Origin of the sequence: Massilia genomosp. 1, assembly GCF_011682185.1 — a bacterium.
Classification (GTDB): Bacteria; Pseudomonadota; Gammaproteobacteria; order Burkholderiales; family Burkholderiaceae_D; genus Telluria_A; species Telluria_A rubra.
Genome location: NZ_WHJF01000001.1, coordinates 33,991 through 58,084 on the forward strand (window position 1 = coordinate 33,991; position 24,094 = coordinate 58,084).

The following is a 24,094-nucleotide window of genomic DNA, read 5'->3' on the forward strand; positions in this document are numbered from 1 at the left end:
CGGCCCGGCCCGATGGCCGTGCGCGGGTCATGCACCAACACGGCGCAGCCGATGCACCGGCATAGTTATTCCCAATTGGCAAGAAAATGCCCGAAGGTATACTGTGTTTTCATACAGTATTTTCTCTCAAACATTTGATTGTAATATTTTCCCATGAGTAGCGCCGCGCCCGTCCCCAGCCTCCCCGATTACGCCGAGTTGTATTGTTTGACCAACTTTTCCTTCCTGCATGGCGCTTCCCACGCCGAAGAACTGGTGGCCCGCGCCGTCCAGCTCGGGTACGCGGCGCTGGCCATTACCGACGAATGTTCCTTGGCGGGAGTGGTGCGGGCCCATGCCGAAGCCAAGAAGGCGGCGCTGCCCCTGATCATCGGCGCCCATTTCCACCTGTGCCATGACGATGGCGGCGCGGCCCTGTCGCTGATCCTGCTGGCGCAGAACCGCAACGGCTATGGCAACCTGGCCGAGCTGATCACCCTGGCGCGCACGCGCACGGCCAAGGGGACCTACCTGCTCACGCCGGCCGACCTGGCCGCGCCCGCCGCCGCCTACGCCCACCTGGCCGGCATGCCCGACTGCCTGGCGATTTTGCTGCCCGCCTATCCCGGCCATGACGCGGCCGACCTCGACCGCCTGCACACCCAGGCCGCCTGGATCGGCGCCACCTTTCCCGGCCGCGCCTGGCTGGGCCTGAACCTGCTGCACCGCGCGTTTGACGAAGCGCACCGCGCCACGGTCGACGAAGTGGCCTGGCAGCACGGCCTGGCCGTGGTGGCGCTGGGCCACGTCTGCATGCACGTGCGCTCGCGCAAGCCGCTGCACGACACCCTGTGCGCGATCCGCCTCAACACGCCCGTGGCCGAGTGCGGTTACGAACTGGCGCAAAACGCCGAACAGCACCTGCGCGCGCGCCTGCGCCTGGCCAACCTGTACAGCCCCGAGGCGCTGGCCGAAACGCTGCGCATCGCGCGCCTGTGTACGTTTTCGCTCGACCAGCTGCGCTACGAATACCCGGACGAACTGGTGCCGCCCGGCCAAACGGCAGCGGGCTACCTGCGCGCCGAAACCTATATCGGCGCGCACCACCGCTTTCCGCTCGGCATACCGGCCAAGGTGCAGGAACAGCTCGAAACCGAGCTCGGGCTGATCGGCGAACTGCGCTACGAACCCTATTTTTTGACCGTGTACGACATCGTGCGCCATGCGCGCTCGATCGGGATTTTGTGCCAGGGACGCGGTTCGGCCGCCAACTCGGCCGTCTGCTACTGCCTGGGGATTACCGAAGTCGACCCCGCGCGCGGCAATCTGCTGTTCGGGCGCTTCATTTCCAAGGAGCGCGACGAGCCGCCCGACATCGACGTCGACTTCGAACACCAGCGGCGCGAAGAAGTGATCCAGTACATCTACAACAAATACGGGCGCGCGCGCGCCGCCCTGGCCGCCGTGGTGATCAGCTACCGTCCCAAGAGCGCCCTGCGCGACAGCGGCAAGGCGCTCGGGGTCGACCTGGCCATCGTCGACAAAGTCGCCAGGACGCACCATTGGTTCGACAGCAAGGACGACCTGGTCAAGCGCCTGGCCGAATGCGGGCTCGACCCGGATTCCCCGCTGGCCCAGCAATGGGCCACCCTGGCCCAGCGCCTGCTTGGTTTTCCGCGCCACCTGTCGCAGCACCCGGGCGGTTTTGTCATCGCCGCCGGCAAGCTCTCGCGCCTGGTGCCGATCGAAAACGCCAGCATGGCGGAGCGCAGCGTGATCCAGTGGGACAAGGACGACCTGGAAGAACTGGGCTTGCTGAAAGTCGATGTACTGGCGCTCGGCATGCTCACGGCGCTGCGGCGCGCGCTCGAGCTGGTGGGCGAGCTGCGCGGCACGGTGTTTTCCCTGCAAGACATTCCGGCCGAGGACCGCGCGACCTACGACATGATTTGCGCGGCCGACACGGTGGGCGTGTTCCAGATCGAATCGCGCGCGCAGATGAGCATGCTCCCGCGCATGCTGCCGCGCACCTTTTACGATCTGGTGATCGAAGTGGCGGTGGTGCGGCCGGGGCCGATCCAGGGCGGCATGGTCCATCCCTACCTGCGCCGGCGCCAGGGGCTGGAAAAGCCCGACTATCCCAAGGAAGAATTGAAGGTGGCGCTGGAACGCACCCTGGGCGTGCCGATCTTCCAGGAACAGGTGATGCAGGTGGCCATGATCGCGGCCGGCTTTACGGCGGGCGAGGCCGACCAGCTGCGGCGCGCGATGGCCGCCTGGAAGCGCAAGGGCGGGCTGGAAAAATACTACGGCAAGATCGTCAACGGCATGCTGGAGCGCGGCTACACGCTCGACTTTGCCGAATCGATCTTCAAGCAGATCAAGGGCTTCGGCGAATACGGTTTTCCCGAATCGCACGCCGCCAGTTTCGCGCTGCTCGCCTACGCCAGTTCCTGGCTCAAGTGCCACGAACCGGCCGCCTTCTTGTGCGCCTTGCTCAACAGCCAGCCGATGGGTTTCTACAGCCCCTCGCAACTGGTGCAGGACGCGCGCCGCCACGGCATCGAGGTGCGCGCGGTGGACGTGGCTATCAGCGGCTGGGATTGCAGCCTGGAGCTGGGGGAGGGCAGCCAGCCCGCGGTGCGGCTCGGCTTGTCGCTGCAGCGCGGCATGCGGCCCGAGGCGGCGGCGCGGATCGAGGAAGCGCGCGCCGTCAAGGCGTTCGAGAGCGTGGCCGACCTCGCGCGCAGGGCCGCGCTGGACCGGCATGACTTGCAGGTGCTGGCCGGCGCCAATGCGCTGGCCGGCTTGTCCGGCAACCGGCGCCAGGCCTTGTGGCAAGCGCTGGGCGCGGTGCCCGACAAGGACTTGCTGCGCCCCACCACGCCGCGGGAAGAGGTGCCCCTGCTGGAGGCCCCGGGCGAAGGCGAAGACATTGTCGGCGACTACCGCGCGCAAGGCTTGACCCTGGGACGGCACCCGCTGGCGCTGCTGCGCGCGCGCCTGCTCGCGCAGCGTTTTTTACCGGCGTCGCAACTGAACGGGTTCAAGCAGGGACAACTGGCGCGCGCCTGCGGCATCGTCACGGTGCGGCAACGTCCGGCGACAGCCAAGGGCGTCCTGTTCGTCACCATCGAAGACGAGACGGGCAATGTGAACGTGATTGTCTGGCCGAGTTTGGTGGAACAACAGCGGCGCGAAGTGCTGGGGGCGAGTTTGCTGGGGGTGTACGGGGTGTGGCAGCGGGAAGGGGAAGTGCGGCACCTGGTGGCCAAGCGGCTGGTCGACATGAGCCACCTGATGGGCCGGCTCGATACCAACAGCCGTGATTTCTGCTAGTCCCGCAACCGGGGTCAGAGCTTTAACTTGAAACATTTCTTAACCGGGGGCAGAGCCTAATGGCGTTAACTTAAGCTCCGTCTTTCCCGCGCAGGCGGGAATCTATAGCACCTATGATGAGCGAAGGTGCTATGGATTCCCGCCTGCGCGGGAAAGACGGTTTTTAGGTTTGTGGCCAGAAAGCCGCTTAACTTAACGCCATTAAGGTCAGACCCCGGTGCGGTATCAGTGCGGCAACAAAAAAGTTGCAAGTTAAAGCTCTGACCCCGGTTGGTGTGGCGGGAAGTCGGCGGCGATGGCTTTGAAGCGTTCTTCGATCGCCAGCATCGCGTCCACCACGTCCGGATCGAAATGTTCGCCGCGCCCCTGGCGGATCAGCTCGACCGCCGTTTCGTGCGTGAACGCCGGCCGGTACGCGCGCGCCGTGGTCAAGGCGTCGTAGACGTCGGCCACCGCCATCAAGCGCGCCGACAGCGCAATCGCCTCCCCCGCCAGCCCTTGCGGATAGCCCGAGCCGTCCCACTTTTCGTGGTGCGAGTAGGCGATCTCGCGCGCGTAACGCAAAAAGCCGTTGCTGCCCCCAAGCGTGCGTTCGACGCCGGCAATCGCGTCACGCCCGTACACGGTGTGCAGTTTCATCAGCTCGAATTCGCTGTCGCTCAATTTGCCCGGCTTGAGCAGGACCGCGTCGGGCACGCCCACCTTGCCGATGTCGTGCAGCAGCGCCGCCTTGTGCAGCAGCGCGATCGCCTCGTTGGTCAGTTCGGCCGTGTAGGCCGCCACAAAGCGCAGCTCGCGCGCCAGCGCCGTTACGAAGCGCTGCGTGCGCAGCAGATGCTGGCCCACGCCGGGGTCGCGCGATTCGGCCAGCACCGCCATCGCCAGCACCGTGGCGTCCTGCATCAAGCCGGCGTCGCGCATCCGCTCGGCTACCAGGTGCTCGAAATGGCGATGCTGGTCGCGCAGCATGGCGTCGGCCGCGCGCATGTGGAGCTGGGTGGCCACGCGCGCCAGCAGCGCCGCCGGCAACAAGGGCAGCCGCACCACGTCGGCCACGCCGTCGCGCCACGCGCGCTCTTCAAGCTGCGCGTCACCTTCGGCAATGAGCATGATCACGGGCGTCTCGCTGCTCAATACCTGGCACTTCAAGCCGTGAAACACGCGCAGGCTGTCGGCATCGGCCAGCGCGCCGCCGAGCACGATCAGGTCTGGCCGCGGCGCCTGCTGCGCAATGCGCAACGCGTCCTCGCCATTGCGCGCCAGGCGCACGTGGTAACGCTCCTGCAGCAGCCCTTCGATCTGTACAAGGTTGTCGGATACACCATCCACGATCAGGATGCTTGCCTTGAAATTCATGTCCATTCCGCCACGCCTCCCCGCGCCCCTGTCGCCGCAACCATGGCCGCAACAATCGGCCCCGGCAATCATAGCGTGCGCCCGCATGTATGTTTCAGCTTTTTTACAATTCCCTGAAACAATTGACTAATCGGTACGTTTAGAATACTTCCTCTTTTTCACGAGAAAAGTCAGGGAAAACATGATCCGTATGCCGGTCTTAGCTGCGTTGTTCGTCGTGGCGGGCATCGCCCCGGCCGCCGAACCGTTCGACGACAAGTTCCGCCAGCTCGAGGAAGTGCTGCCGACGCCGAACACGATCCGCAATGCGGCCGGCGCTCCCGGTCACGCCTACTGGCAGCAGCGCGCCGATTACACGATCCGCGCGCGCCTCGATGAAAACAAGCGCAGCATCAGCGCGAGCGAAACGGTCACCTACCACAACAATTCGCCGGACACCCTGTCCTACCTGTGGGTGCAGCTGGACCAGAACATCTTCAAACCCGATTCGGATGCGCGCATGTCGGCCACGGTGGCCTCGCGCGAGGCCTGGGCCAAGGCGCGCAGCGACGAAGACGGCATGCGCTTCGAGGGCATGCGCTCGATCCTGGAAAACCCCGGCTTCGATGGCGGCTTTGCCATCGGCGCGGTCAAGGGCGCGGACGGCAAGCCGCTGCGCTACACCATCAACAAGACCATGATGCGGATCGACCTGCCGCAGCCGATGAAGCCGGGCGCGCGCCTGTCGTTCAACATCGACTTCAGCTTCAACATCAATGACGCCAAGGTGCAGGGCGGGCGCACCGGTTACGAAAAATTCGACGACAAGAACGACCTGTTCGAAATCGCGCACTGGTTCCCGCGCATGGCCGCTTACTACGACGTGTATGGGTGGCAGCACAAGCAGTTCCTCGGCGCCGGCGAATTTACGCTCGAATTCGGCGACTACGACGTCCAGCTGACCGTCCCGGCCGACCATATCGTGGCCAGCACGGGCGAGCTGCAAAACCCGGGCGAGGTGTTGACGGCGGCCCAGCGCGAACGCCTGCAAAAAGCCCGCACCAGCAGCAAACCGGTGATCATCGTCACCCAGCAGGAAGCCGAGGCGGCCGAAAAATCGCGCGCCAGCGGCACCCGCACCTGGCACTACAAGGCGAAAAACGTGCGCGATTTCGCCTTCGCCAGCAGCCGCAAGTTCATCTGGGACGCGCAGGGCTACAAGAAGGGCGGCACCGACACGATGGCCATGTCGTACTATCCCAAGGAAGGCAATCCGCTGTGGGAAAAGTATTCGACCCAGGCCATCGTCCACACCATTGAACAGTACAACAAGTATTCGCTGGACTACCCGTACCCGGCGGCGATCTCGGTCAATGGCCCGATAGGCGGCATGGAATACCCGATGATTTCGTTTAACGGCCCGCGTCCCACCAAGGACAAGAAGACCGGTGAACTGACCTACTCCAAGCGCACCAAGTATGGCCTGATCGGGGTGATCATCCACGAGGTGGGGCACAACTACTTCCCGATGATCGTCAATTCCGACGAGCGCCAGTGGACCTGGATGGACGAGGGCCTGAACACCTTCGTCCAGGGCCTGGCGCAGAACGCGTGGGAAGAAAATTATCCGCAGTCGCGCGGCGAAGCGCGCACCATCGTCGACTACATGCGTTCGCGCGACCAGGTGCCGATCATGACCAATTCCGAGTCGCTGCTGCAGTTCGGGAACAACGCCTACGCCAAGCCGGCGGCGGCGCTGAACGTGCTGCGCGAAACGGTGCTGGGACGCGAGCTGTTCGACTTCGCTTTCCGCGAATACGCGCAGCGCTGGAAGTTCAAGCGGCCAACGCCATCGGACTTTTTCCGCACCATGGAAGACGCTTCCGGCACGGACCTCGACTGGTTCTGGCGCGGCTGGTTCTACACCACCGACGCGGTTGACGTCAGCGTGGACGGCATCACCGAATACGGCGTGAGCAGCAAGAACCCGGAGATCGAAAAAGCCTGGAAGAAGTCGCAGAAGGAGGCCGAGCCGGTATCGGTGACGAGCCAGCGCGACAAGGGTACGCCGCGCCGCGTCGACGCGCATCCGGAGCTGAAGGACTTCTACAACGAGCATGACGACTTCACCGTCACCAACAAGGACCGCAACACCTACCAGGAAGCCGTGGAAGGCCTGGAAGACTGGGAAAAGGCGCTGCTGGCCAAGGGCAAGCACCTGTACCTGGTCGATTTTTCGAACCTGGGCGGGCTGGTGACGCCGCTGGTGCTCGAAATCGAACTCAAGTCCGGCAAAAAGACCATCGAGCGCATTCCGGCCGAAGTGTGGCGCTACTCGTCCAAGAAGATCACGAAGCTGATCGTGACCGACGAACCGATGGTCGGCCTGACCCAGGACCCGTACTGGGAAACGGCCGATATCGACAACAGCAACAATGCCTGGCCGCGCAAGATCACGCCATCGCGCCTGGAGCTGTTCAAGACCGACCGCAGCAAGGACGACTTGATGAAAGACTTCAACACGCCGCTGAAAACCAAGTAGCCAGGGCGGGCACGATGGCGTGCCCGCTTTTTTTGCATCACACCACTGCCTAATGATCATCAAACACCTTTCCCTGGCCCTGGCGGCCTGCCTGGCCTGCGCCGCCGCCAGCGCGGCGCAGGCCTTCGACGACAAATTCCGCCAGCTCGACGAGTTGCTGCCCACGCCCGGCATCACGCGCACCGCGTCCGGCGCGCCCGGCCACGCCTACTGGCAGCAGCGCGCCGACTACAAGCTGCGCGCCACGCTCGATGAAGCCAGGCGCCGCATCGACGGCGCCGGCACTGTCACGTATCACAATAACTCGCCCGATACGCTGTCGTACCTGTGGGTGCAGCTGGACCAGAACATGTTCCGGGCCGATTCGGACAACCGCGCCATTGCCACCGTGCCTTCGCGCGAGGCCTGGGCCAAGGGGACCGAGGCGGACGGCATGCGCTTCGAGGCGATGCGCTTCATCGTCGATAGCCGCACGTTCGACGGCGGCTTCAATATCACCGCGCTGACCGACGGCGGCGGCCAGCCGCTCAAGTACACGATCAACAAGACCATGATGCGGATCGACTTGCCGCAGCCGATGAAGCCCGGTTCGCGCTTTTCGTTCCAGATGGCGTGGAACTTCAACATCCCCGAAATGAATGTGCTGGGGCGGCGCTCGGGCTACGAAAGATTCGAGGAAGACAAGAACGACCTGTTCGAAGTCGCGCAGTGGTACCCGCGCATGGCGGCCTACTACGACGCCGCCGGCTGGCAGAACAAGCAGTACCTGGGCGACGGCGAATTCACGCTGGAATTCGGCGACTACGATATCGAGCTGACCGTTCCGGCCGACCATATCGTGGCCAGCACGGGCGAACTGCAAAATCCGGGCGCGGTGCTGACGGCCACCCAGCGCGAACGCCTGCAACAGGCCCGCAGCAGCGGCAAGCCGGTGTTGATCGTCACCCAGAAGGAGGCCGAAGCGGCCGAAAAATCGCGCGCCGGCGCCAGCAAGACCTGGCACTACAAGGCGAAGAACGTGCGCGATTTCGCCTTTGCCAGCAGCCGCAAGTTCATCTGGGACGCGCAGGGTTACAAGAAGGGCGACACCGACGTGATGGCGATGTCCTTCTACCCGAAGGAAGGCAACCCGCTGTGGGAGCGCTATTCGACCCAGGCCATCGTCCACACCATCGAGCAGTACAACAAGTACGCCTTCGACTATCCGTATCCGATCGCCATTTCGGTCAACGGCCCGGTGGGCGGCATGGAATACCCGATGATTTCGTTTAACGGCCCGCGTCCGACCAAGGACAAGAAGACCGGCGAATTGAGCTACTCGCGCCGTACCAAGTATGGCCTGATCGGCGTGATCATCCACGAAGTGGGCCACAATTATTTCCCGATGATCGTCAATTCCGACGAGCGCCAGTGGACCTGGATGGACGAGGGCCTGAACAGCTTCCTGGAGTACCTGTCCGAGCGCGCCTGGGAAGAAGACTTCCCCGACACGCGCGGCGACCCGCGCGCCATCGTCGACTACATGCGCAGCAAGAACCAGGTGCCGGTGATGACCAATTCGGAGTCGGTTCTCCAGCGCGGCAACAACGCCTACGCCAAGCCGGCCACCTCGCTGATCGTGCTGCGCGAGACGGTGCTGGGACGCGAGCTGTTCGACTTCGCCTTTCGCGAGTACGCGCAGCGCTGGAAGTTCAAGCGCCCCACGCCGGCCGACTTTTTCCGCACCATGGAAGACGCTTCCGGCACGGACCTGGACTGGTTCTGGCGCGGCTGGTTCTACACCACCGATGCGGTTGACGTCAGCGTGGACGGCATCACCGAGTACGGCGTGAGCAGCAAGAACCCGGAGATCGAAAAAGCCTGGAAAAAGGCGCGCAAGGATGCCGAGCCGGTGTCGCTGACGAGCCAGCGCGACAAGGGCACGGCGCGCCGCGTCGACGCGCATCCGGAACTGAAGGACTTCTACAACGAGCATGACGATTTCACCGTCACCAACAAGGACCGCAACACCTACCAGGAAGCCGTGGAAGGCCTGGAAGACTGGGAAAAAGCGCTGCTGGCCAAGGGCAAGCACCTGTACCTGGTCGATTTTTCCAACATCGGCGGGCTGGTGACGCCGCTGGTGCTCGAAATTGAACTCAAGTCCGGCAAAAAAACCATCGAGCGCATTCCGGCCGAAGTGTGGCGCTATTCGTCGAAGAAGATCACGAAGCTGATCGTCACCGATGAACCGATGGTCGGCCTGACCCAGGACCCGTATTGGGAAACGGCCGATACGGACGTGTCCAACAACGCCTGGCCGCGGAGAATCACGCCTTCGCGCCTGGAGCTGTTCAAGACCGACCGCAGCAAGGATGACCTGATGAAGGACTTCAAGACACCGTTGAAGTCGAAAGACAGCAAGGCCGCGCAATGAAGCGTCGCCTGGTGCTCGGCGCGTTGCTGGCGTGCGCCTGCGCGGGCGCGTGGGCGCACCGCTTCCACGCGGGGATCACCGATATCTCTTTCAACCGGAGCACCGGCAGCATCGAAGTCGTGCATACCTACATGGCGCACGATATCGAGGCGCTGCTGGCCAACCTGTACCAGCGCCAGTTCGACTTGTCCGACCCGCAGGACGAAGCGGTGCTGCGCAAGTACATCGACAAGCAGTTCTACCTGCTCGACGCCGACCGCGCGCGCCTGCCCTTGCGCTGGGTCGGCGTGAGCACCAGCGTCGAGAGCGTGGTGATCTACCAGGAGGTGGAAAAGACCGCGCTGGCGGCCGCCGTGCGCGCACACGACGAGGTCTTGTCCGACTTTTTGCCGGACCAGGTCAATACCGTCAACATCAACCGTGCCGGCGCCATCGCCACCCTCACCTTCGACCGCCACAAGAAAGAACTCGACTTACCGTGATCACGCACAGCGCTTTGCGCCTTACCCCGATCGCCCTTTCCTTCCTGTTGTGTCATGCCGCCGCGCGCGCCGACGACCTGGTTTTGCAGCGCGTGCTGATCGACGGCTCGCGCGCCAGCCAGCTCGGCATCGCCGATTCGGCCAATGCTGGCAGCATCAATCAAAAGCAGCTGGACATGCGCACCATGTACCGCCCCGGCGAACTGCTCGAAGCGGTCCCCGGCCTGATCGTGACCCAGCACAGCGGCGAGGGCAAGGCCAACCAGTTTTTCCTGCGCGGCTTTAACCTCGATCACGGCACCGACCTGCGCACCACGGTGGACGACATGCCGGTCAACCAGCGCAGCCACGCGCATGGCCAAGGCTGGACCGACCTCAATTTCCTGATTCCCGAACTGGCCGCGCGCATGGATTACCGCAAAGGCCCGTACTCGGCGCGCGATGGCGACTTTGCCTCGGCCGGCGCGGCGGCGGTCACCTACGCCAACCGGCTGGCGCAGACGACCAGCAGCGCCAGCATCGGCCAGAACGGCTTTGCGCGCGCGCTGCTGGCCGCCTCGCCCGAGGCGGGCGGCGGCAACCTGCTGTACGCGGTCGAAGCGATGCACAACGATGGCCCCTTCACCCGGCCCGACGACTACCGCAAGCTCAACGCCGTGCTGCGGTTCAGCCAGGGCTATGCCAACAACGGTTTCACGCTCAGCGCCATGGCCTACCGCGCCAGCTGGAATGCGACCGACCAGATTCCCCAGCGCGCCGTCGATGACGGTTCCCTCGGCCGCTTCGACGCCATTGACGACAGCGACGGCGGCCAGGCGCGCCGCTACAGCCTGTCCGGCGTGTGGCGCCGCACCGGCGCGGACCAGGCGTCCAAGGTCAACGCCTACGTGATCCGCAACCAGCTCGACCTGTACTCCAACTTCCGCTATTTTCTCAACGACCCGGTCAACGGCGACCAGTTCAGCCAGCCGGACCGGCGCGTCACCAGCGGCGTCGACGCCACCCACACCTGGCATGGGCACGGCACCGGCATCAATGCAGACGTGACAGTCGGCCTGCAACTCCAGAACGACAATATCTTCAACGGCTTGTACAACACGCGCCGGCGCGAACGCCTCTCCACCACGCGCGAAGACCACGTCGTCGAATCGAGCCTTGGCCTGTTCGCCGAACACCAGGTGCGCTGGAGCGACAAGCTGCGCAGCAGGGCCGGCCTGCGCGCCGACAGCTACCGCTTCGATGTGCGCGACAGCGGCAGCGGCGGCGCTGCGCGCGCGCGCGACAATCAGCTCAGTCCTTCGCTGAACCTGATCTTCGGCCCGTGGGCGCAGACCGAGTGGTATATCAACGCCGGCCACGGCTTTCACAGCAACGACGCGCGCGGCACGGTCGAGCGTATCGCCCCGGCTCCCGGCCTGGCGCGCACGCGCGCTCTGGAAGTGGGGGTGCGCAGCGAACTTGTGCCCAAGCTGCAAAGCGCGCTGTCGCTGTACCGGCTCGACATGGCCTCGGAACTGGTCTACGTGGGCGACGCCGGCAACACCGAAGCCGGCCCCGCCAGCCGCCGCACCGGGATCGAGCTGTCGAACTATTACAAGCCGTTCAAGTGGCTCTCGCTCGACCTGGACCTGGCTTTCGCCAAGGCCCGCGCACGCGGTGCGGGCGTGGTTGCGGGCGCGGACCGCATCGCCGGCGCGGTCGAAGGCGTGGGCCAGTTCGCGCTGACCGTCGACCAGGGTCCCTGGTCGGGCGCGCTGCGCCTGCGCTACGTGGGCGCGCGTGCGCTCATCGAAGACAACAGCGTGCGCGCTTCGGGCAGCACCACCATGAATGGGCGTATCGGCTACCGCTTGGCCAAGGGCCTGCTGCTGGAGATCGAAGGCTTCAACCTGAGCAACCGGCGCGATGCGGCGATCGCCTATTATTATGAATCGCGCCTTTCAAACGAGCCCGCCGCGCGCGCGGACGTACACTTCCACCCGATCGAAGCGCGCTCGCTGCGGCTGACGCTTGTGAAAAAATGGTAAGTGCCTACTCCTGACGGCCGGCGCCGAAAAATGCTACGCTATCGGGATGACAACACACGCACCGCCCTTTAACGATATCGCCCAACTCACCGATGCGCTGCGCACCAGCGGCTACGCCCTGCTGCGTCCCGCCGATGTGGCTTCGCTGGCCGGCTGCAGCCTGGCTGACCTCAACACGCTGGCCGCCAGCTGGGACCAGCTCGCGCCCGACAACTACCTCAAGGACGGCGGCCATTACCGGCGCCGGCGCCACTCCTGCTTCATCCAGGACGGCGCCACCTTGACCCAGACCGCGCACCGCGCGCACTGGCAGCCGATCGAATACAACGCCCTGCACGGCGGCATGCACCGCCTGTTCGAACCGGTCGAGCCAAGCACGGTGGCGCTGCCGGCATGGGGCAAGCTGCTGCGCGCCCTGGGCGAGGCCTGTTCGCGCGTGCGGGCGGCGCAGCCCTGGTACGTGGAAGCGCACCAGTTCCGCATCGATACGCTCGAAGGCATCGGCCGTCCCACGCCGGAAGGCGCGCACCGCGACGGCGTCGATTTTGTGGCCGTGCTGCTGGTCGGGCGCAGCCATGTCAAGGGGGGCGAGACGCGCATTTTCGACGCCGCCGGCCCGGACGGCAAACGCTTCACCATGCTCGAGCCCTGGACCCTGATCCTGCTCGACGACGCCACCGTCATCCACGAATCGACCCCGATCCAGCCCGATGGCGAGAATGGCCACCGCGATACCCTGGTGCTGACCTGGCGCACGGGAGCCTTCCAGGGCGACACGGAGTAAAAAACAGTGACATTATGGTATCTGTAAATTTACCATGTGGCGCGACAAATCCGATATAGTCGTGTGCAACGCAGCCGTCGTGCAAGGAGCCATGTCGTGGACTCGACGTACCAAATCCAGCCAGAAGAATTCGAGATACTGATCGTCGAGGACAGCCCGACCCAGGCCGAGCGGCTGCGGCGGCTGATCCAGTCCAAGTCGTACCGGGTGCGCGTGGCGCTGAACGGCCAGCTGGCCCTTGCCCTGATCCGCGAACAAAAACCCGACCTGGTCCTGTCGGACATCATCATGCCCGAGATGGACGGCTACGAACTTTGCCGCACGATCAAGTCCGACCCGGCCCTGCGCGACATTCCGGTCATTCTGGTGACGGCGCTGAACGACCCCAAAGACATCATCCGCGGCATCGAGTGCGGCGCCGATAATTTCGTGCGCAAGCCGTACGCCGAGGAGTACCTGCTCGGCAGGATCAGCCACATGCTGCTCAACCTGCGCCTGCGCGAAGGTCCCCCGGTGGAGGTGGAAGCGGGCATTGCGCTTTATCTCGGCAACCAGAAGCACTTCATCAACGCCGGGCGCCAGCAGATCCTGGACTTGCTCATTTCGACCTACGAACAGGCGGTGCAGGTCAACAGCGAATTGCAGGCGCGCGAGCGCCAGGTGATCGAACTCAATATGCGCCTGGCGCACCACGCGGCCGAACTGGAAACCATCAACCGCGAAATCGCGCACAAAAACCTGGAACTGGCCGAGGCGAGCCGCATGAAGTCGGCCTTTATCGCCAACATGTCGCACGAGTTGCGCACGCCGCTCAACGCCATCATCGGCTTTACCGGGGCGCTGCTGATGAAGCTGCCCGGCCCGCTCACGCCGGACCAGGACAAGCAGCTCAACACCATCCGTTCGAGCGCGCGCCATTTGCTATCGCTCATCAACGACATCCTGGATGTGGCCAAGATCGAGGCCGGCAAGGTGACCCTGGCGCTCGAGCGCGTGCAGTGCCAGGACCTGATCAACCATACGGTCGACACCCTGCGCCCGCTGGCCGCGCAAAAGGGCTTGTCGCTGTCGCTGGAGCTGCCGCCTGAAGCGATCGTGATCGATTCGGACCGGCGCGCGCTGACCCAGATTATGATCAATCTGGTCAATAACGCGATCAAGTTTACGGACCAGGGATCGGTGAGGGTGGCCTTGTCGCAGCGGCTCGAGGCCAGCCAGTTGCTCACCGAATTGAGCGTGACCGACAGCGGGGCCGGCATCAAGCCGGAAGACCAGTCGAAGCTGTTCCAGGCGTTTTCGCAGCTCGATTCGACCTCCACCCGGCATGCCGAGGGGGCGGGACTGGGGCTCTATCTGTGCCAGAACCTGGCCAATCTGCTCGGCGGGAGCCTGTATTTCACCAGCGCCTATGGCAGCGGCAGCACCTTCATCCTCGCTTTGCGCGAAAAACGCTGAACGCCGCGCTAGCGACAATTCCAGCATTGAGCTCAAGACCGTCGCCCCCTCGAATGAGGTGACAAAAAAACGCCCGCGACCTTGACGGTGCGGGCGGCAATCCAATCTTCTGAGAAAACTGGAGGAGACAAGTCCACTATATTCTCATTGATGGTGCGCTGCAATACGGTAGTTTTACGGTGTTGCGCTACAGATACAAATATTTCACCCTATACTTGCAATAATTGAAACCCGAGTGCTTTGCGTGGCATGTCCGGAAACAAGCTGGCCAGCTGCCCATCCGCCAAACGCAGGTGTTTTTCGGCCACCTGCGCCAGCACCGAGCGAAAATCGGTATTCACCGGCAGGTCGCGTCCTTCGTTGAGCGCGTCGTCGCCCACGCCCTGCCAGTCGCCATACACCTTGCCGCCGGCCACGCGCCCGCCCAGCAGCCACATGGCGTTGCCATGACCATGATCGGTGCCGGCGTTGCCGTTCTGGCGCGCGGTGCGGCCAAATTCCGACATCACGATGATGGTCGTATGCTCGAACATGGGACCGAGGCGCTGGGCCAGGGTCGCCAGTCCCAGTCCCACGGGCGCCAGCCGGTTGGCCAGTTGTCCGCTCGCCGCGCCCTGGTTGGCATGCGTGTCCCATCCGCCCAGCGCGATAAACGCCAGCTGCATGCGCGCATCGCTGCGCATCAGGCCCGCCAGCCGCGCCGCATCGTCCGGAAAACCATTCGGCAGCGGCGCGCCGTTGTCGGCTGCCTGCATTTCCTGGCTCATCGCCGCCTGCATCACCTCCTTGTGCGCCACCCTGCCCTCGCTGTAGGCGCGCCCGAAGCGCGCGTGCGACGCATACAACTGGTCGAACGCGGCGCCCACCGCCGGGCGGTCGAGTACATCGGCGCGCGTGGCCCCGGCGCCGTTGGGCAGGTTGATGGCCGCCGCCGGCCCGCTCAGGATGCGTGGCATCAGCGGGCCGATACTGATGGCGCGGCTGGCCGCGGAGTCGCCCGGCAGCGCCGTCACCAGCCGGTTCATCCAGCCATCCGGCGTGCTTTTGCGGCCCGGCGTGGCCGTCTCCATATAGATCTGCGCGTCGAAGTGCGAACGGCTCTCGTCGGGCGAGCCGCTGGCATGCACGAACGCGAGCTGCTTTTGCCGCCACAGCGGCATCAAGGGCGCCAGCGCCGGATGCAGGCCGAAGTAGCCGTCCAGGTCGAGCGCGCCGCCGTCAAGCCCCGGCAGTTCCAGCCCGATGGTCGGGCGCAGGCGCCGGTAGTTGGCGTCGCCCACGGGCGCGACCACGTTCAGGCCATCGACGGCGCCGCGCAGCATCACGACGATCAGTTTCTGGCGCGTGGCGCCGGTGGCGCCGGTGTCGCTGCCCCCGCTGGCGGCCCAGGCGCTGCGCCCGACCGGCACCAGCAGGCTGGCGCCGGCCGCCAGCGAGGATAAAAAGTCTCTGCGTTGCATGTGGTTCTCCTGTTTGCGCTGTTAGCGCTGCATGAAATCGGGGCCGCCGAGCAGCATCGCCGCGCGCAGGGCGACCGGCGACGCCGCCACCAGCTCCTGGGTGCGCGGCGACACCGACGCGCCCAGGGTCGACGCCAGCTGCAGCGGATCGAGCGGGGCCGGCGTGACCGAACTGGCATCGGCCAGCGCCACCACGGGCGCGCCTTTGGCCAGCGCCAGCCGCCCCGCGCCGAGCGCCGTCGCGAACACGATGCGCCGGGTCAGCGCGTGCGGATTCATCCAGGCCGCCTCGGTATTCTTGTAGCCATCCGGCGTCTGGCAGCCGTACAGCGGCATGCCGAGCTGGTTCAGGGCGCCGAGCAGCGGGCCGATGTCGCCCGGCGGCGTGGCGCTGGCGCGCGCCGCCGACACCACATACTGGTACGGGGTCTTGAACTTGGCGCCGATGGCGTCCTGCGCCATGAATTCGTCGCTGGCGAACAGCACCCGCAGCACGCCGCGGATGTCGCCGCCATTGGCTTGCCAGGTTCTCGCCAGCCGCTCGACCAGCGCCGCCGGCGGATCGTCGCGCACAAAATACTGGGCCAGCTTGTAGCTCAGGTGGCGCGCCGTGGCCGGATGCATGGCCAGCACGTCGAGCGCCATCTCGCCTTCCTGCTGGCCGGCGGCCGGCACCGCGCGTCCCAGCCAGGTCTTGGCGCCCTGGTCGTGGCGCTTCGGATCGAAGCGGAACAGCTGGTCTTCGCCGATCAGGGCGCGCTGGTCGTAGGTCCAGCCGGTCAGCATGCGCGCCAGTTCGGTCACGTCGCGCTGGCTGTAGCCGCCGTCGACGCCGAGCGTGTGCAGTTCCATCAGTTCGCGCGCGTAGTTTTCGTTCAGGCCGCGCGCGCGGCCCTTGGCTTTGGCCGGCGCGGGGCCGGCGGACAGGTAGTTGTCGAGGTAGTACAGCATGGCCGGGTGCTTCGCGGTGGTGCCCAGCAGCTGGCGGAAAGAGCCGAACACGTAGGGCCGGATCGCATCGCGCTCGTAGCTGGCGACCAGCGCCTGCACATTGCCCTTGGAGGCGGCCACGTTGAAGTGGTTGAACCAGAAGTCGACCATCACTTCTTCGAGCTGGCGCGGGCTCTGGAGCGCGCGCAGCAGGCGCGCCTCGGCCGTTTCGCGCGCGATGCGGGCCACGCGCGCGCGGCGCAGCTCCTGGGCGGCCGGCGTTTCGTCGCGCGCGTTGCGGCGCGCTTCTTCAAATTCGGCCAGGGTCTTGCCGGCGCTGCGGTTCGGCGTTTCCAGGCCGGCCAGGCGCGCGCTCAGGGCGGCCGGCAAGGCGATCGATTCCGGCGCGAGCTGGCTGTCGATATAGGCGCGCACGCCAGTGCGGCCCACGCGTTCCAGGTCGCCCGGCGCGGGGCCGAAGGCGATACGGTTCAGTACATGGGCGGCTTCCTGGCCGGGCGGCAGCGGCGCGGCGCGCGCGCCGGCCAGCGCGGCGGCGGCGAACAGGGCGAGTACATAGCGTTTCATGGGCAAGCCGATCGAAAAGTGGCAAGGAACATCCCCGCCTTACAGGTATTGCGCCGGAACCGGCAAAAAGTTCCCGTTCATTTGGACACAAGATGGGCCACAATGTAAGCCAAATGTAAAGATTTTCCGGCTTAGTTAAAACGAACGCTTTAGTTATATCAATCGTTTGATTTTCGTGATTAAATCGCAGAATGGAAAAAACACCGACTTTACTGGCCGACGATGCGCGCCGCACGCGCTCGGACGGCGCACAGTCGCGCGAGCGGCTGCTGCTGGCGGCGACCCGCCTGTTCGCCGAGCAGGGTTTCGCCAAAACCTCCACCCGCGAGATCGCGCTGGCCGCCGGCACCAACATCGCGTCGATCAGCTACTACTTCGGCGACAAGGCCGGCCTGTACCGCGCCGCCTTCACCGAACCCTCGCCCGGCTGCGAGGCCAACCTGGAGGCGTTCACCGCCTCCGACGCCACCCTGCGCGAGACGCTCGAAGGCTTCTACGGCATCCTGATGGCCGACCTGAAACGCGGCGACAGGGCGCGCCTGTCGATGCGGCTGTGGTTTCGCGAGATGCTCGAGCCGACCGGCGTCTGGGCCGAGGAAATCGACAACGGCATCAAGCCGGCCCACGCGGCGCTGGTGATGGTGCTGGGCCGTCACCTGGGCCTGGCCACGCCGGACGACGACCTGCTGCGCCTGGGCTTCTCGGTGGTCGGCCTGGCGGTGCAGCTGATGGTCACGCGCGACGTGATCGACCGCATCAACCCGCACCTGCTCGAAAGCGACGCCGCCATCGATGCCTGGATGGCGCGCCTGGTCGACTACGGCGAAGCGATGGTCAACGCCGAACTGGCGCGCCGCAAGGCCGGCGCCGCACAACCCGCACAACCTATTACCAAGCCACGAAAGAAGAAAGCATGAAGATCGTCCATGTACTGAGTGCGGCCCTGCTGCCGCTGGCGCTGGGAGGGTGTACGCTGGCGCCGCCAGGCAAGACCGAGGCGCCCATCCCGCCCCAATGGCAGGCGCCCTTGCCGCACAACGGCAGCCTGAGCGACCTGTCGCTGTGGTGGCGCGAGCAGGGCGACCCGCTGCTGGCGCAACTGGTGGAGGCGGCGCAGACGGCCAGCCCGAACGTGGCCACGGCGCGCGCGCGCATCGTACAGTCGCGCGCCGAGCGCGTCGCCGCCGGCGCCGCGCTGGCGCCGACGCTGGACGCGAGCATGAGTGCGAGCCGCGTCAACCAGCAAGGCGCCCAGCCCGGCGGCACCACCGGCCACGGGGGCCTGCAAAGCGCCTGGGAGATCGACCTGTTCGGCGGCCTGCGCGCCACCCACAACGCCACCGAGGAACGCCTGGCGGGCGCGCGCGCCAGCTGGCACGATGCGCGCGTGGCGGTGGCGGCCGAAGTGGCGAACCAGTATTACAGCCTGCGCTCGTGCGGGCAGTTGCTGGCGGTGGCGCGTCTCGACGCTGCCTCGCGCGAAGACACGGCGCGCCTGACCGGCCTGTCGGCCGAGGCCGGCTTCCAGGCCCCCGCCACGGCGGCCCTGGCGCGCGCCAGCGCGGCCGAGGGCAAGAGCCGCGCCACCTTGCAGCGCGCCTTGTGCGACATCGATATCAAGACCTTGGTGGCGTTGACGGCAATCGACGAACCGGACCTGCGCGCGCGCCTGCTGGCCACGACGCCGGTGGCGCCGCCGGCGCCTGCGATTGCGGCCTTGCCGGCCCAGGTGCTGGCCCAGCGGCCCGACGTGTTTAGCGCCGAACGTGAAGTGGCCGCCGCCAGCTTCGAGGTCGGCAGCGCGCAGGCGCAGCGCTACCCGCGCCTGTCGCTGCAAGGCTCCATCGGCCGTGCGAATTTTCGCAGCGGCGGCGAGAACAACCAGTTCGACACCTGGAGCATCGGCCCGCTGGCGTTGACCCTGCCGATCTTCGATGGCGGACGGCGCAGCGCCAATGTGGACGCGGCCAGGGCGCGCTACGACGCGGCCGTGGTGTCGTACCGCGCCAGCGCGCGCCGCGCCGTGAGCGAGGTCGAACAGGCGCTGGTACACCTGGACAGCGCGGCCGAGCGCAGCGTTGATGCGCAAGTGTCGCTGGACGGCTACCGCGCAGCCTTTCGCGCCGCCGAAGACCGCTACAAGAATGGACTGGGCAGCCTGCTCGAACTGGAAGACGCGCGCCGCACGCGGCTGGCCGCCGAAAATGCGGTCGTCACCTTGCAGCGCGAGCGCAGCGCCGCGTCGGTGGCCTTGTACCGCGCCGCCGGCGGCGGCTGGACCGCCACCCCGAACTGACCGCCCCGACACGACTACGGATAGAACACCATGACAAACTCCACACACTACACTCTGAAGAACCTCAAGCTCAAACCGGCCGCCGCGCTGGTGATCGGCGCCCTGGTGCTGGCCACGGGCGGCCTGATGGCCGTCTCGCCCGATTCGGTGGCAGCCGACGACAAGAAAGACGCCGCGCCCAAGCCCGCGCTCACCGTCACCACCACCCGGCCGTCGCCGGCCAGCCTGGCCATCAAGCTGGGCGCCAACGGCAACGTGGCCGCCTGGCAGGAAGCGGTGATCGGCAGCGAATCGGGCGGGCTGCGCCTGACCGCCGTGAAGGTCAACGTCGGCGACCTTGTCAAAAAAGGCCAGGTGCTGGCCGTGTTCTCGGCCGACAGCGTCAACGCCGATGTGGCGCAGGCGCGCGCCGGTTTGCTGGAAGCCGAGGCGAATGCCGCCGAAGCGGTGGCCAACGCGGCGCGCGCCCGCACCCTGGAAAATTCAGGCGCGCTGTCGGCCCAGCAGATCAGCCAGTACAAGACGGCCGAGCAGACCGCCAGGGCGCGCATCGCCTCGGCCAAGGCGGCGCTGTCGTCGCAGCAGCTGCGCCTGAAATACACGCAGGTGGTGGCGCCCGACGATGGCGTGATTTCGGCGCGCACCGCCACCGTCGGTTCGGTGGTGGGCGTGGGCACGGAACTGTTCCGCATGATCCGCCAGGGGCGCCTCGAGTGGCGCGCCGAAGTCACGGCGGCCGAACTGGCGCGCATCAAGCCCGGCACCAGCGCCGTGATCAAGGCGGCCAACGGCAGTGAACTGACCGGCAAGGTGCGCATGATCGCGCCGACCATCGATCCGCAGACCCGCTCCGCGCTGGTGTATGTCGACCTGCCGCAGAGTGCAGGCGCCAACGCGCCCTTCAAGGCCGGCATGTTCGCCAGCGGCCAGTTCGAACTGGGCACCTCGGACGCCATGACCGTGCCGCAGCAGTCGGTGGTGGTGCGCGATGGCTTCAGCTACGTGTTCCGCCTGAACCAGGACGGGCGCGTCAGCCAGCTCAAGGTGCAGGCCGGACGGCGCCTGGGCGAGCGCATCGAGGTGACCCGTGGCTTGACCGCCGATTCGGTGGTCGTGGTCAGCGGCGCGGGCTTTTTGAACGAGGGCGACCTGGTACGCAATGTCGCTGCGCCCGCGGCCGCGCCGGCGAAGGCGCCCGCAAGCGCCGCCAAATAAGGAAACGCCATGAATTTTTCATCATTATCGATCAAGAACCCGATCCCGGCGATCATGCTGTTCGCGTTGCTGACCCTGGCCGGGCTGCTGGCCTACAAGGCCAACGCGGTGCAGGACTTTCCGGACATCGAACTGCCGATCGTGCTCGTCACCGCCACGCTCGACGGCGCCGCGCCGGCGCAGCTGGAAACGGAAGTGGCGCGCAAGATCGAGGATTCGATCGCCACCTTGCAAGGCGTGAAGAACATCTCCACCCGGGTGCTCGATGGCGTGGCCACGGTCACGGTCGAATTTATCCTCGAGAAGAATATCTCGGAAGCCGTGAACGATGTGCGCGACGCGGTGGCGCGGGTCAAGGCCGACCTGCCCGCCGAAATGCGCGATCCGACCGTGACCAAGATATCCACGGCCGGACGCGTGATCCTGACCTACACCGCGGCCGCCGCGCCGGGCAAGGGCGGCGTGCCGCTGGACGACCAGGAACTGAGCTGGTTCGTCGACAACACGGTGGCCAAGCGCCTCTTGAACGTGCCGGGCGTCGGTTCGGTCAAGCGCGTGGGCGGCGTCACACGCGAGATCCGCGTGGAACTCGACGATGCCCGCATGGCGGCGCTGCAGGTGGCGGCGGTGGACGTGTCGCGCCAGTTGCGCAACGTGCAGCGCGAGGCGCCGGGCGGACGCGGTGACGTGTCGGGCGCCGAGCAGTCGGTGCGCACCATCGCCACCGTGCAGACGGCGGACCAGCTGGCGGCGATGGATATTCCCCTGCCGGACGGACGGCGCGTGCGCCTCGACCAGATCGCCAGCGTGAGCGATACGGTGGCCGAGCCGCGTGCGGTGGCCGAGCAGGATGGCAAGCGCGTGGTCGGCTTCGAGATTTTCCGCACCAAGGGCGCCAGCGAAACCAAGGTGGCCGAGGGCACCCGCGCGGCCGTGGCCGAACTGCAGGCGGCACACGCCAACGTGGCATTGAAAGAAGTAATCGACAACGCCCAGCCGGTGGAAGAAAATTTCGACGGCTCGATGGAACTGCTGTACGAAGGCGCGATCCTGGCGGTGCTGGTGGTGTGGTGGTTCCTGCGCGACTGGCGCGCCACCCTGGTGGCGGCCGCCGCGCTGCCGCTGTCGGTGATTCCCGCCTTCCTTGGCCAATATTTGTTCGGCTACACGCTCAACACCGTGACCCTGCTGTCGCTGGCGCTGGTGGTCGGGGTGCTGGTGGACGATGCGATCGTCGAGATCGAGAACATTTCGCGCCATCTGCGCATGGGCAAGACCCCGATGCAGGCGGCCATGGAAGCGGCCGACGAAATCGGCATGGCGGTCATCGCCACCACCTTCGCGCTGGTGGCGGTGTTCCTGCCGACCGCCTTCATGGGCGGCGTGCCGGGCCTGTTCTTCAAGCAGTTCGGCTGGACCGCGGTGCTGGCGATCCTGGCCTCGCTGGTGGTGGCGCGCCTGCTTACCCCGATGATGGCGGCCTACATCCTCAAGGACCTGCCGCACGGGGAGGAAAAGGACGGCTGGATCATGCAGCGCTACATGGCGGCCATGAAATGGTGCCTGAAGCACCGCCTGGTGACCGGGATCGCCTCGGCCCTGTTTTTTGTTGGTTCGATCGCGCTGGTGCCGCTGCTGCCGACCGGCTTCGTGCCGGCGGCCGACCGCGCCCAGACCATGATCAACGTCGAACTGCCGCCCGGCTCCACCCTGGCCGAAACGCGCGCGGTGGCCGAGCGGGCGCGCCTGGCGGCGATGGAAGTGGCGGGCATCAAGGGCGTCTTCAGTTCGATCGGCGGCGGCTCGAGCGGCGACGCGTTCGCGCCCGGCGCCTCGGCCGAAGCGCGGCGCGCGGTGCTGACCCTGACCACGCTGCACCGCAACGACCGCAAGGAATCGATGGACCAGCTGGAACGCCAGATCCGCGCCAGGCTCGATCAGATTCCCGGCGCCAGGTTCAACGTGGGCCCGGCCGATACCGGCGTCAAGATGCAGCTGGTGCTGCGCAGCGAAGATCCGCTGGCGCTGACCGGCGCGGCGCAGGCGGTGGAACGCGAACTGCGTACGCTCAAGGGCATCGGCAACGTCAGTTCGAGCGCCTCGCTGGTGCGCCCGGAAATCATCGTGCGCCCCGACTTCGCCAGGGCGGCCGACATGGGCGTGACCGCCGCGTCCATCGGCGAGACGGTGCGCGTGGCCACCGCCGGCGACTACGACACGGCGCTGACCAAGATGAACCTGAGCGAGCGCCAGGTGCCGATCCGGGTCAAGCTGCCGGACGCGGTGCGGGCCGACCTGTCGGCGCTGGGACGGCTGACGGTGCCGGGCAAGAACGGCCCGGTCATGCTCGACAACGTGGCGTCGATCACGATGGAAAGCGGACCGGCGCAGATCGACCGCCTCAATCGCAGCCGCAATGTGACGCTCGAAGTGGAGCTGTCGGGCCGCTCGCTGGGTGAGGTCAATGACGAAGCGCGCGCCCTGCCCTCGATGAAAAACCTGCCGGCGTCGGTCAAGATCGCGGAACTGGGCGACGCCCAGGAGATGCAGGCGCTGTTCGCCAGCTTCGGCGTGGCGATGCTGATCGGGGTGCTGTGCATCTACGGCGTGCTGGTGCTGCTGTTCAAGGACTTCATGCAGCCGGTGACCATCCTGGCGGCGCTGCCGCTGTCGATCGGCGGCGCTTTCGTGGCGCTGCTGCTGACCGGGAAGGCGCTCTCGATGCCGTCCATGATCGGCCTGATCATGCTGATGGGGATCGTGACCAAGAACTCGATCCTGCTGGTCGATTATGCGATCCTGGCGCGCCAGGCGGGCATGAGCCGCTTCGATGCGCTGGTCGACGCCTGCCACAAGCGCAGCCGCCCGATCATCATGACCACCATCGCCATGGGCGCCGGCATGATGCCGCTGGCGCTGGGCTGGGGCGCCGACCCGAGCTTCCGTTCGCCGATGGCGATTGCCGTGATCGGCGGCCTGATCACTTCCACCCTGCTCAGTTTGCTGGTGGTGCCGGCCGTGTTCACCTACATCGATGACCTGGAACACTTGCTCAAGCGCGGCGTGCGGTATCTGCGCCGGGACAAGGGTACATCCGCCCGCAAGCCGGCGGCCGACTTGCCGGCATAGGACGGGAAGGCCATCATCGCGACGCCAGCCTAGCGCTGGCGTTTTTCTTCATGCAAGGACGGGCCGACATTGGCATTGTGTTTTTTATCAGCTAAATTGCATCAATATAACTTTATT

General features: G+C 65.9%; 14 protein-coding genes. 11 read left to right on the forward strand and 3 right to left on the reverse strand.

Features of this window, described 5'->3' with window-relative positions; genetic code table 11:
- Positions 1–153 precede the first annotated feature (153 nt).
- Entirely contained in the window at positions 154–3,318 is a 3,165-nt protein-coding gene (locus F1735_RS00170; protein WP_167235037.1) for an error-prone DNA polymerase, read from the forward strand.
- 252 nt (positions 3,319–3,570) lie between these two features.
- Here F1735_RS00170 and F1735_RS00175 read toward each other — a convergent pair whose 3' ends face one another.
- Positions 3,571–4,674: an HD-GYP domain-containing protein gene (locus F1735_RS00175; protein ID WP_167235038.1), complete on the reverse strand. Its 1,104-nt coding sequence runs from the start codon at positions 4,672–4,674 to the stop codon at positions 3,571–3,573.
- A gap of 190 nt (positions 4,675–4,864) precedes the next feature.
- Between F1735_RS00175 and F1735_RS00180 the strand changes: the two genes are divergently transcribed.
- From F1735_RS00180 to F1735_RS00205, 6 genes are all read left to right on the forward strand, one after another.
- Positions 4,865–7,195, forward strand: a complete 2,331-nt coding sequence (locus F1735_RS00180) for a M1 family metallopeptidase (protein ID WP_167235039.1) — start codon at positions 4,865–4,867, stop codon at positions 7,193–7,195.
- 52 nt (positions 7,196–7,247) lie between these two features.
- The gene (locus F1735_RS00185) at positions 7,248–9,611 is read left to right on the forward strand and encodes a M1 family metallopeptidase (protein WP_167235040.1); all 2,364 of its coding nucleotides are present in this window, start codon (positions 7,248–7,250) and stop codon (positions 9,609–9,611) included.
- Positions 9,608–10,093, forward strand: a complete 486-nt coding sequence (locus F1735_RS00190; protein ID WP_167235041.1) for a DUF6702 family protein — start codon at positions 9,608–9,610, stop codon at positions 10,091–10,093. Before F1735_RS00185 ends, F1735_RS00190 begins: the two co-directional genes overlap by 4 nt.
- The gene (locus tag F1735_RS00195; protein WP_373888442.1) at positions 10,090–12,120 is read left to right on the forward strand and encodes a TonB-dependent receptor; all 2,031 of its coding nucleotides are present in this window, start codon (positions 10,090–10,092) and stop codon (positions 12,118–12,120) included. The genes F1735_RS00190 and F1735_RS00195 overlap by 4 nt, the downstream gene beginning before the upstream one ends.
- 46 nt (positions 12,121–12,166) lie before the next feature.
- Positions 12,167–12,904 (forward strand): 2OG-Fe dioxygenase family protein, encoded by a 738-nt coding sequence (locus F1735_RS00200; RefSeq protein WP_167235042.1) that lies wholly within the window; start codon positions 12,167–12,169, stop codon positions 12,902–12,904.
- Positions 12,905–13,000: 96 nt separating this feature from the next.
- Positions 13,001–14,359, forward strand: coding sequence for a hybrid sensor histidine kinase/response regulator (locus F1735_RS00205; protein WP_167235043.1), 1,359 nt, complete (start codon positions 13,001–13,003; stop codon positions 14,357–14,359).
- A 209-nt stretch (positions 14,360–14,568) separates the two neighbouring features.
- Here the strand turns inward: F1735_RS00205 and F1735_RS00210 are convergent, their stop codons facing one another.
- Positions 14,569–15,819 (reverse strand): DUF1501 domain-containing protein, encoded by a 1,251-nt coding sequence (locus tag F1735_RS00210; RefSeq protein ID WP_167235044.1) that lies wholly within the window; start codon positions 15,817–15,819, stop codon positions 14,569–14,571.
- Between the two features lie 21 nt (positions 15,820–15,840).
- Positions 15,841–17,337, reverse strand: a complete 1,497-nt coding sequence (locus tag F1735_RS00215; protein WP_167235045.1) for a DUF1800 domain-containing protein — start codon at positions 17,335–17,337, stop codon at positions 15,841–15,843.
- A gap of 191 nt (positions 17,338–17,528) precedes the next feature.
- Between F1735_RS00215 and F1735_RS00220 the strand changes: the two genes are divergently transcribed.
- From F1735_RS00220 to F1735_RS00235, 4 genes are read left to right on the forward strand one after another with little or no spacing between them, the layout of a single operon-like run.
- On the forward strand, positions 17,529–18,254 hold the full coding sequence (locus tag F1735_RS00220; RefSeq protein ID WP_167235046.1) for a CerR family C-terminal domain-containing protein: 726 nt from the start codon (positions 17,529–17,531) through the stop codon (positions 18,252–18,254).
- Positions 18,251–19,633, forward strand: coding sequence for an efflux transporter outer membrane subunit (locus F1735_RS00225; RefSeq protein WP_167235047.1), 1,383 nt, complete (start codon positions 18,251–18,253; stop codon positions 19,631–19,633). Before F1735_RS00220 ends, F1735_RS00225 begins: the two co-directional genes overlap by 4 nt.
- 54 nt (positions 19,634–19,687) lie before the next feature.
- The gene (locus tag F1735_RS00230) at positions 19,688–20,848 is read left to right on the forward strand and encodes an efflux RND transporter periplasmic adaptor subunit (protein WP_229505571.1); all 1,161 of its coding nucleotides are present in this window, start codon (positions 19,688–19,690) and stop codon (positions 20,846–20,848) included.
- Positions 20,849–20,857: 9 nt separating this feature from the next.
- Positions 20,858–23,977 (forward strand): efflux RND transporter permease subunit, encoded by a 3,120-nt coding sequence (locus F1735_RS00235; protein WP_167235049.1) that lies wholly within the window; start codon positions 20,858–20,860, stop codon positions 23,975–23,977.
- Positions 23,978–24,094: the final 117 nt, after the last annotated feature.

Bases quoted from the DNA above. Each gene is read 5' to 3' on its own strand.
- F1735_RS00175 (WP_167235038.1), bottom strand. From the start codon at position 4,674: ATGAATTTCAAGGCAAGCATCCTGATCGTGGATGGTGTATCCGACAAC.
- F1735_RS00220 (WP_167235046.1), top strand. From the start codon at position 17,529: ATGGAAAAAACACCGACTTTACTGGCCGACGATGCGCGCCGCACGCGC.
- F1735_RS00200 (WP_167235042.1), top strand. From the start codon at position 12,167: ATGACAACACACGCACCGCCCTTTAACGATATCGCCCAACTCACCGAT.
- F1735_RS00190 (WP_167235041.1), top strand. From the start codon at position 9,608: ATGAAGCGTCGCCTGGTGCTCGGCGCGTTGCTGGCGTGCGCCTGCGCG.
- F1735_RS00225 (WP_167235047.1), top strand. From the start codon at position 18,251: ATGAAGATCGTCCATGTACTGAGTGCGGCCCTGCTGCCGCTGGCGCTG.
- F1735_RS00210 (WP_167235044.1), bottom strand. From the start codon at position 15,819: ATGCAACGCAGAGACTTTTTATCCTCGCTGGCGGCCGGCGCCAGCCTG.
- F1735_RS00170 (WP_167235037.1), top strand. From the start codon at position 154: ATGAGTAGCGCCGCGCCCGTCCCCAGCCTCCCCGATTACGCCGAGTTG.
- F1735_RS00185 (WP_167235040.1), top strand. From the start codon at position 7,248: ATGATCATCAAACACCTTTCCCTGGCCCTGGCGGCCTGCCTGGCCTGC.
- F1735_RS00215 (WP_167235045.1), bottom strand. From the start codon at position 17,337: ATGAAACGCTATGTACTCGCCCTGTTCGCCGCCGCCGCGCTGGCCGGC.
- F1735_RS00235 (WP_167235049.1), top strand. From the start codon at position 20,858: ATGAATTTTTCATCATTATCGATCAAGAACCCGATCCCGGCGATCATG.
- F1735_RS00180 (WP_167235039.1), top strand. From the start codon at position 4,865: ATGCCGGTCTTAGCTGCGTTGTTCGTCGTGGCGGGCATCGCCCCGGCC.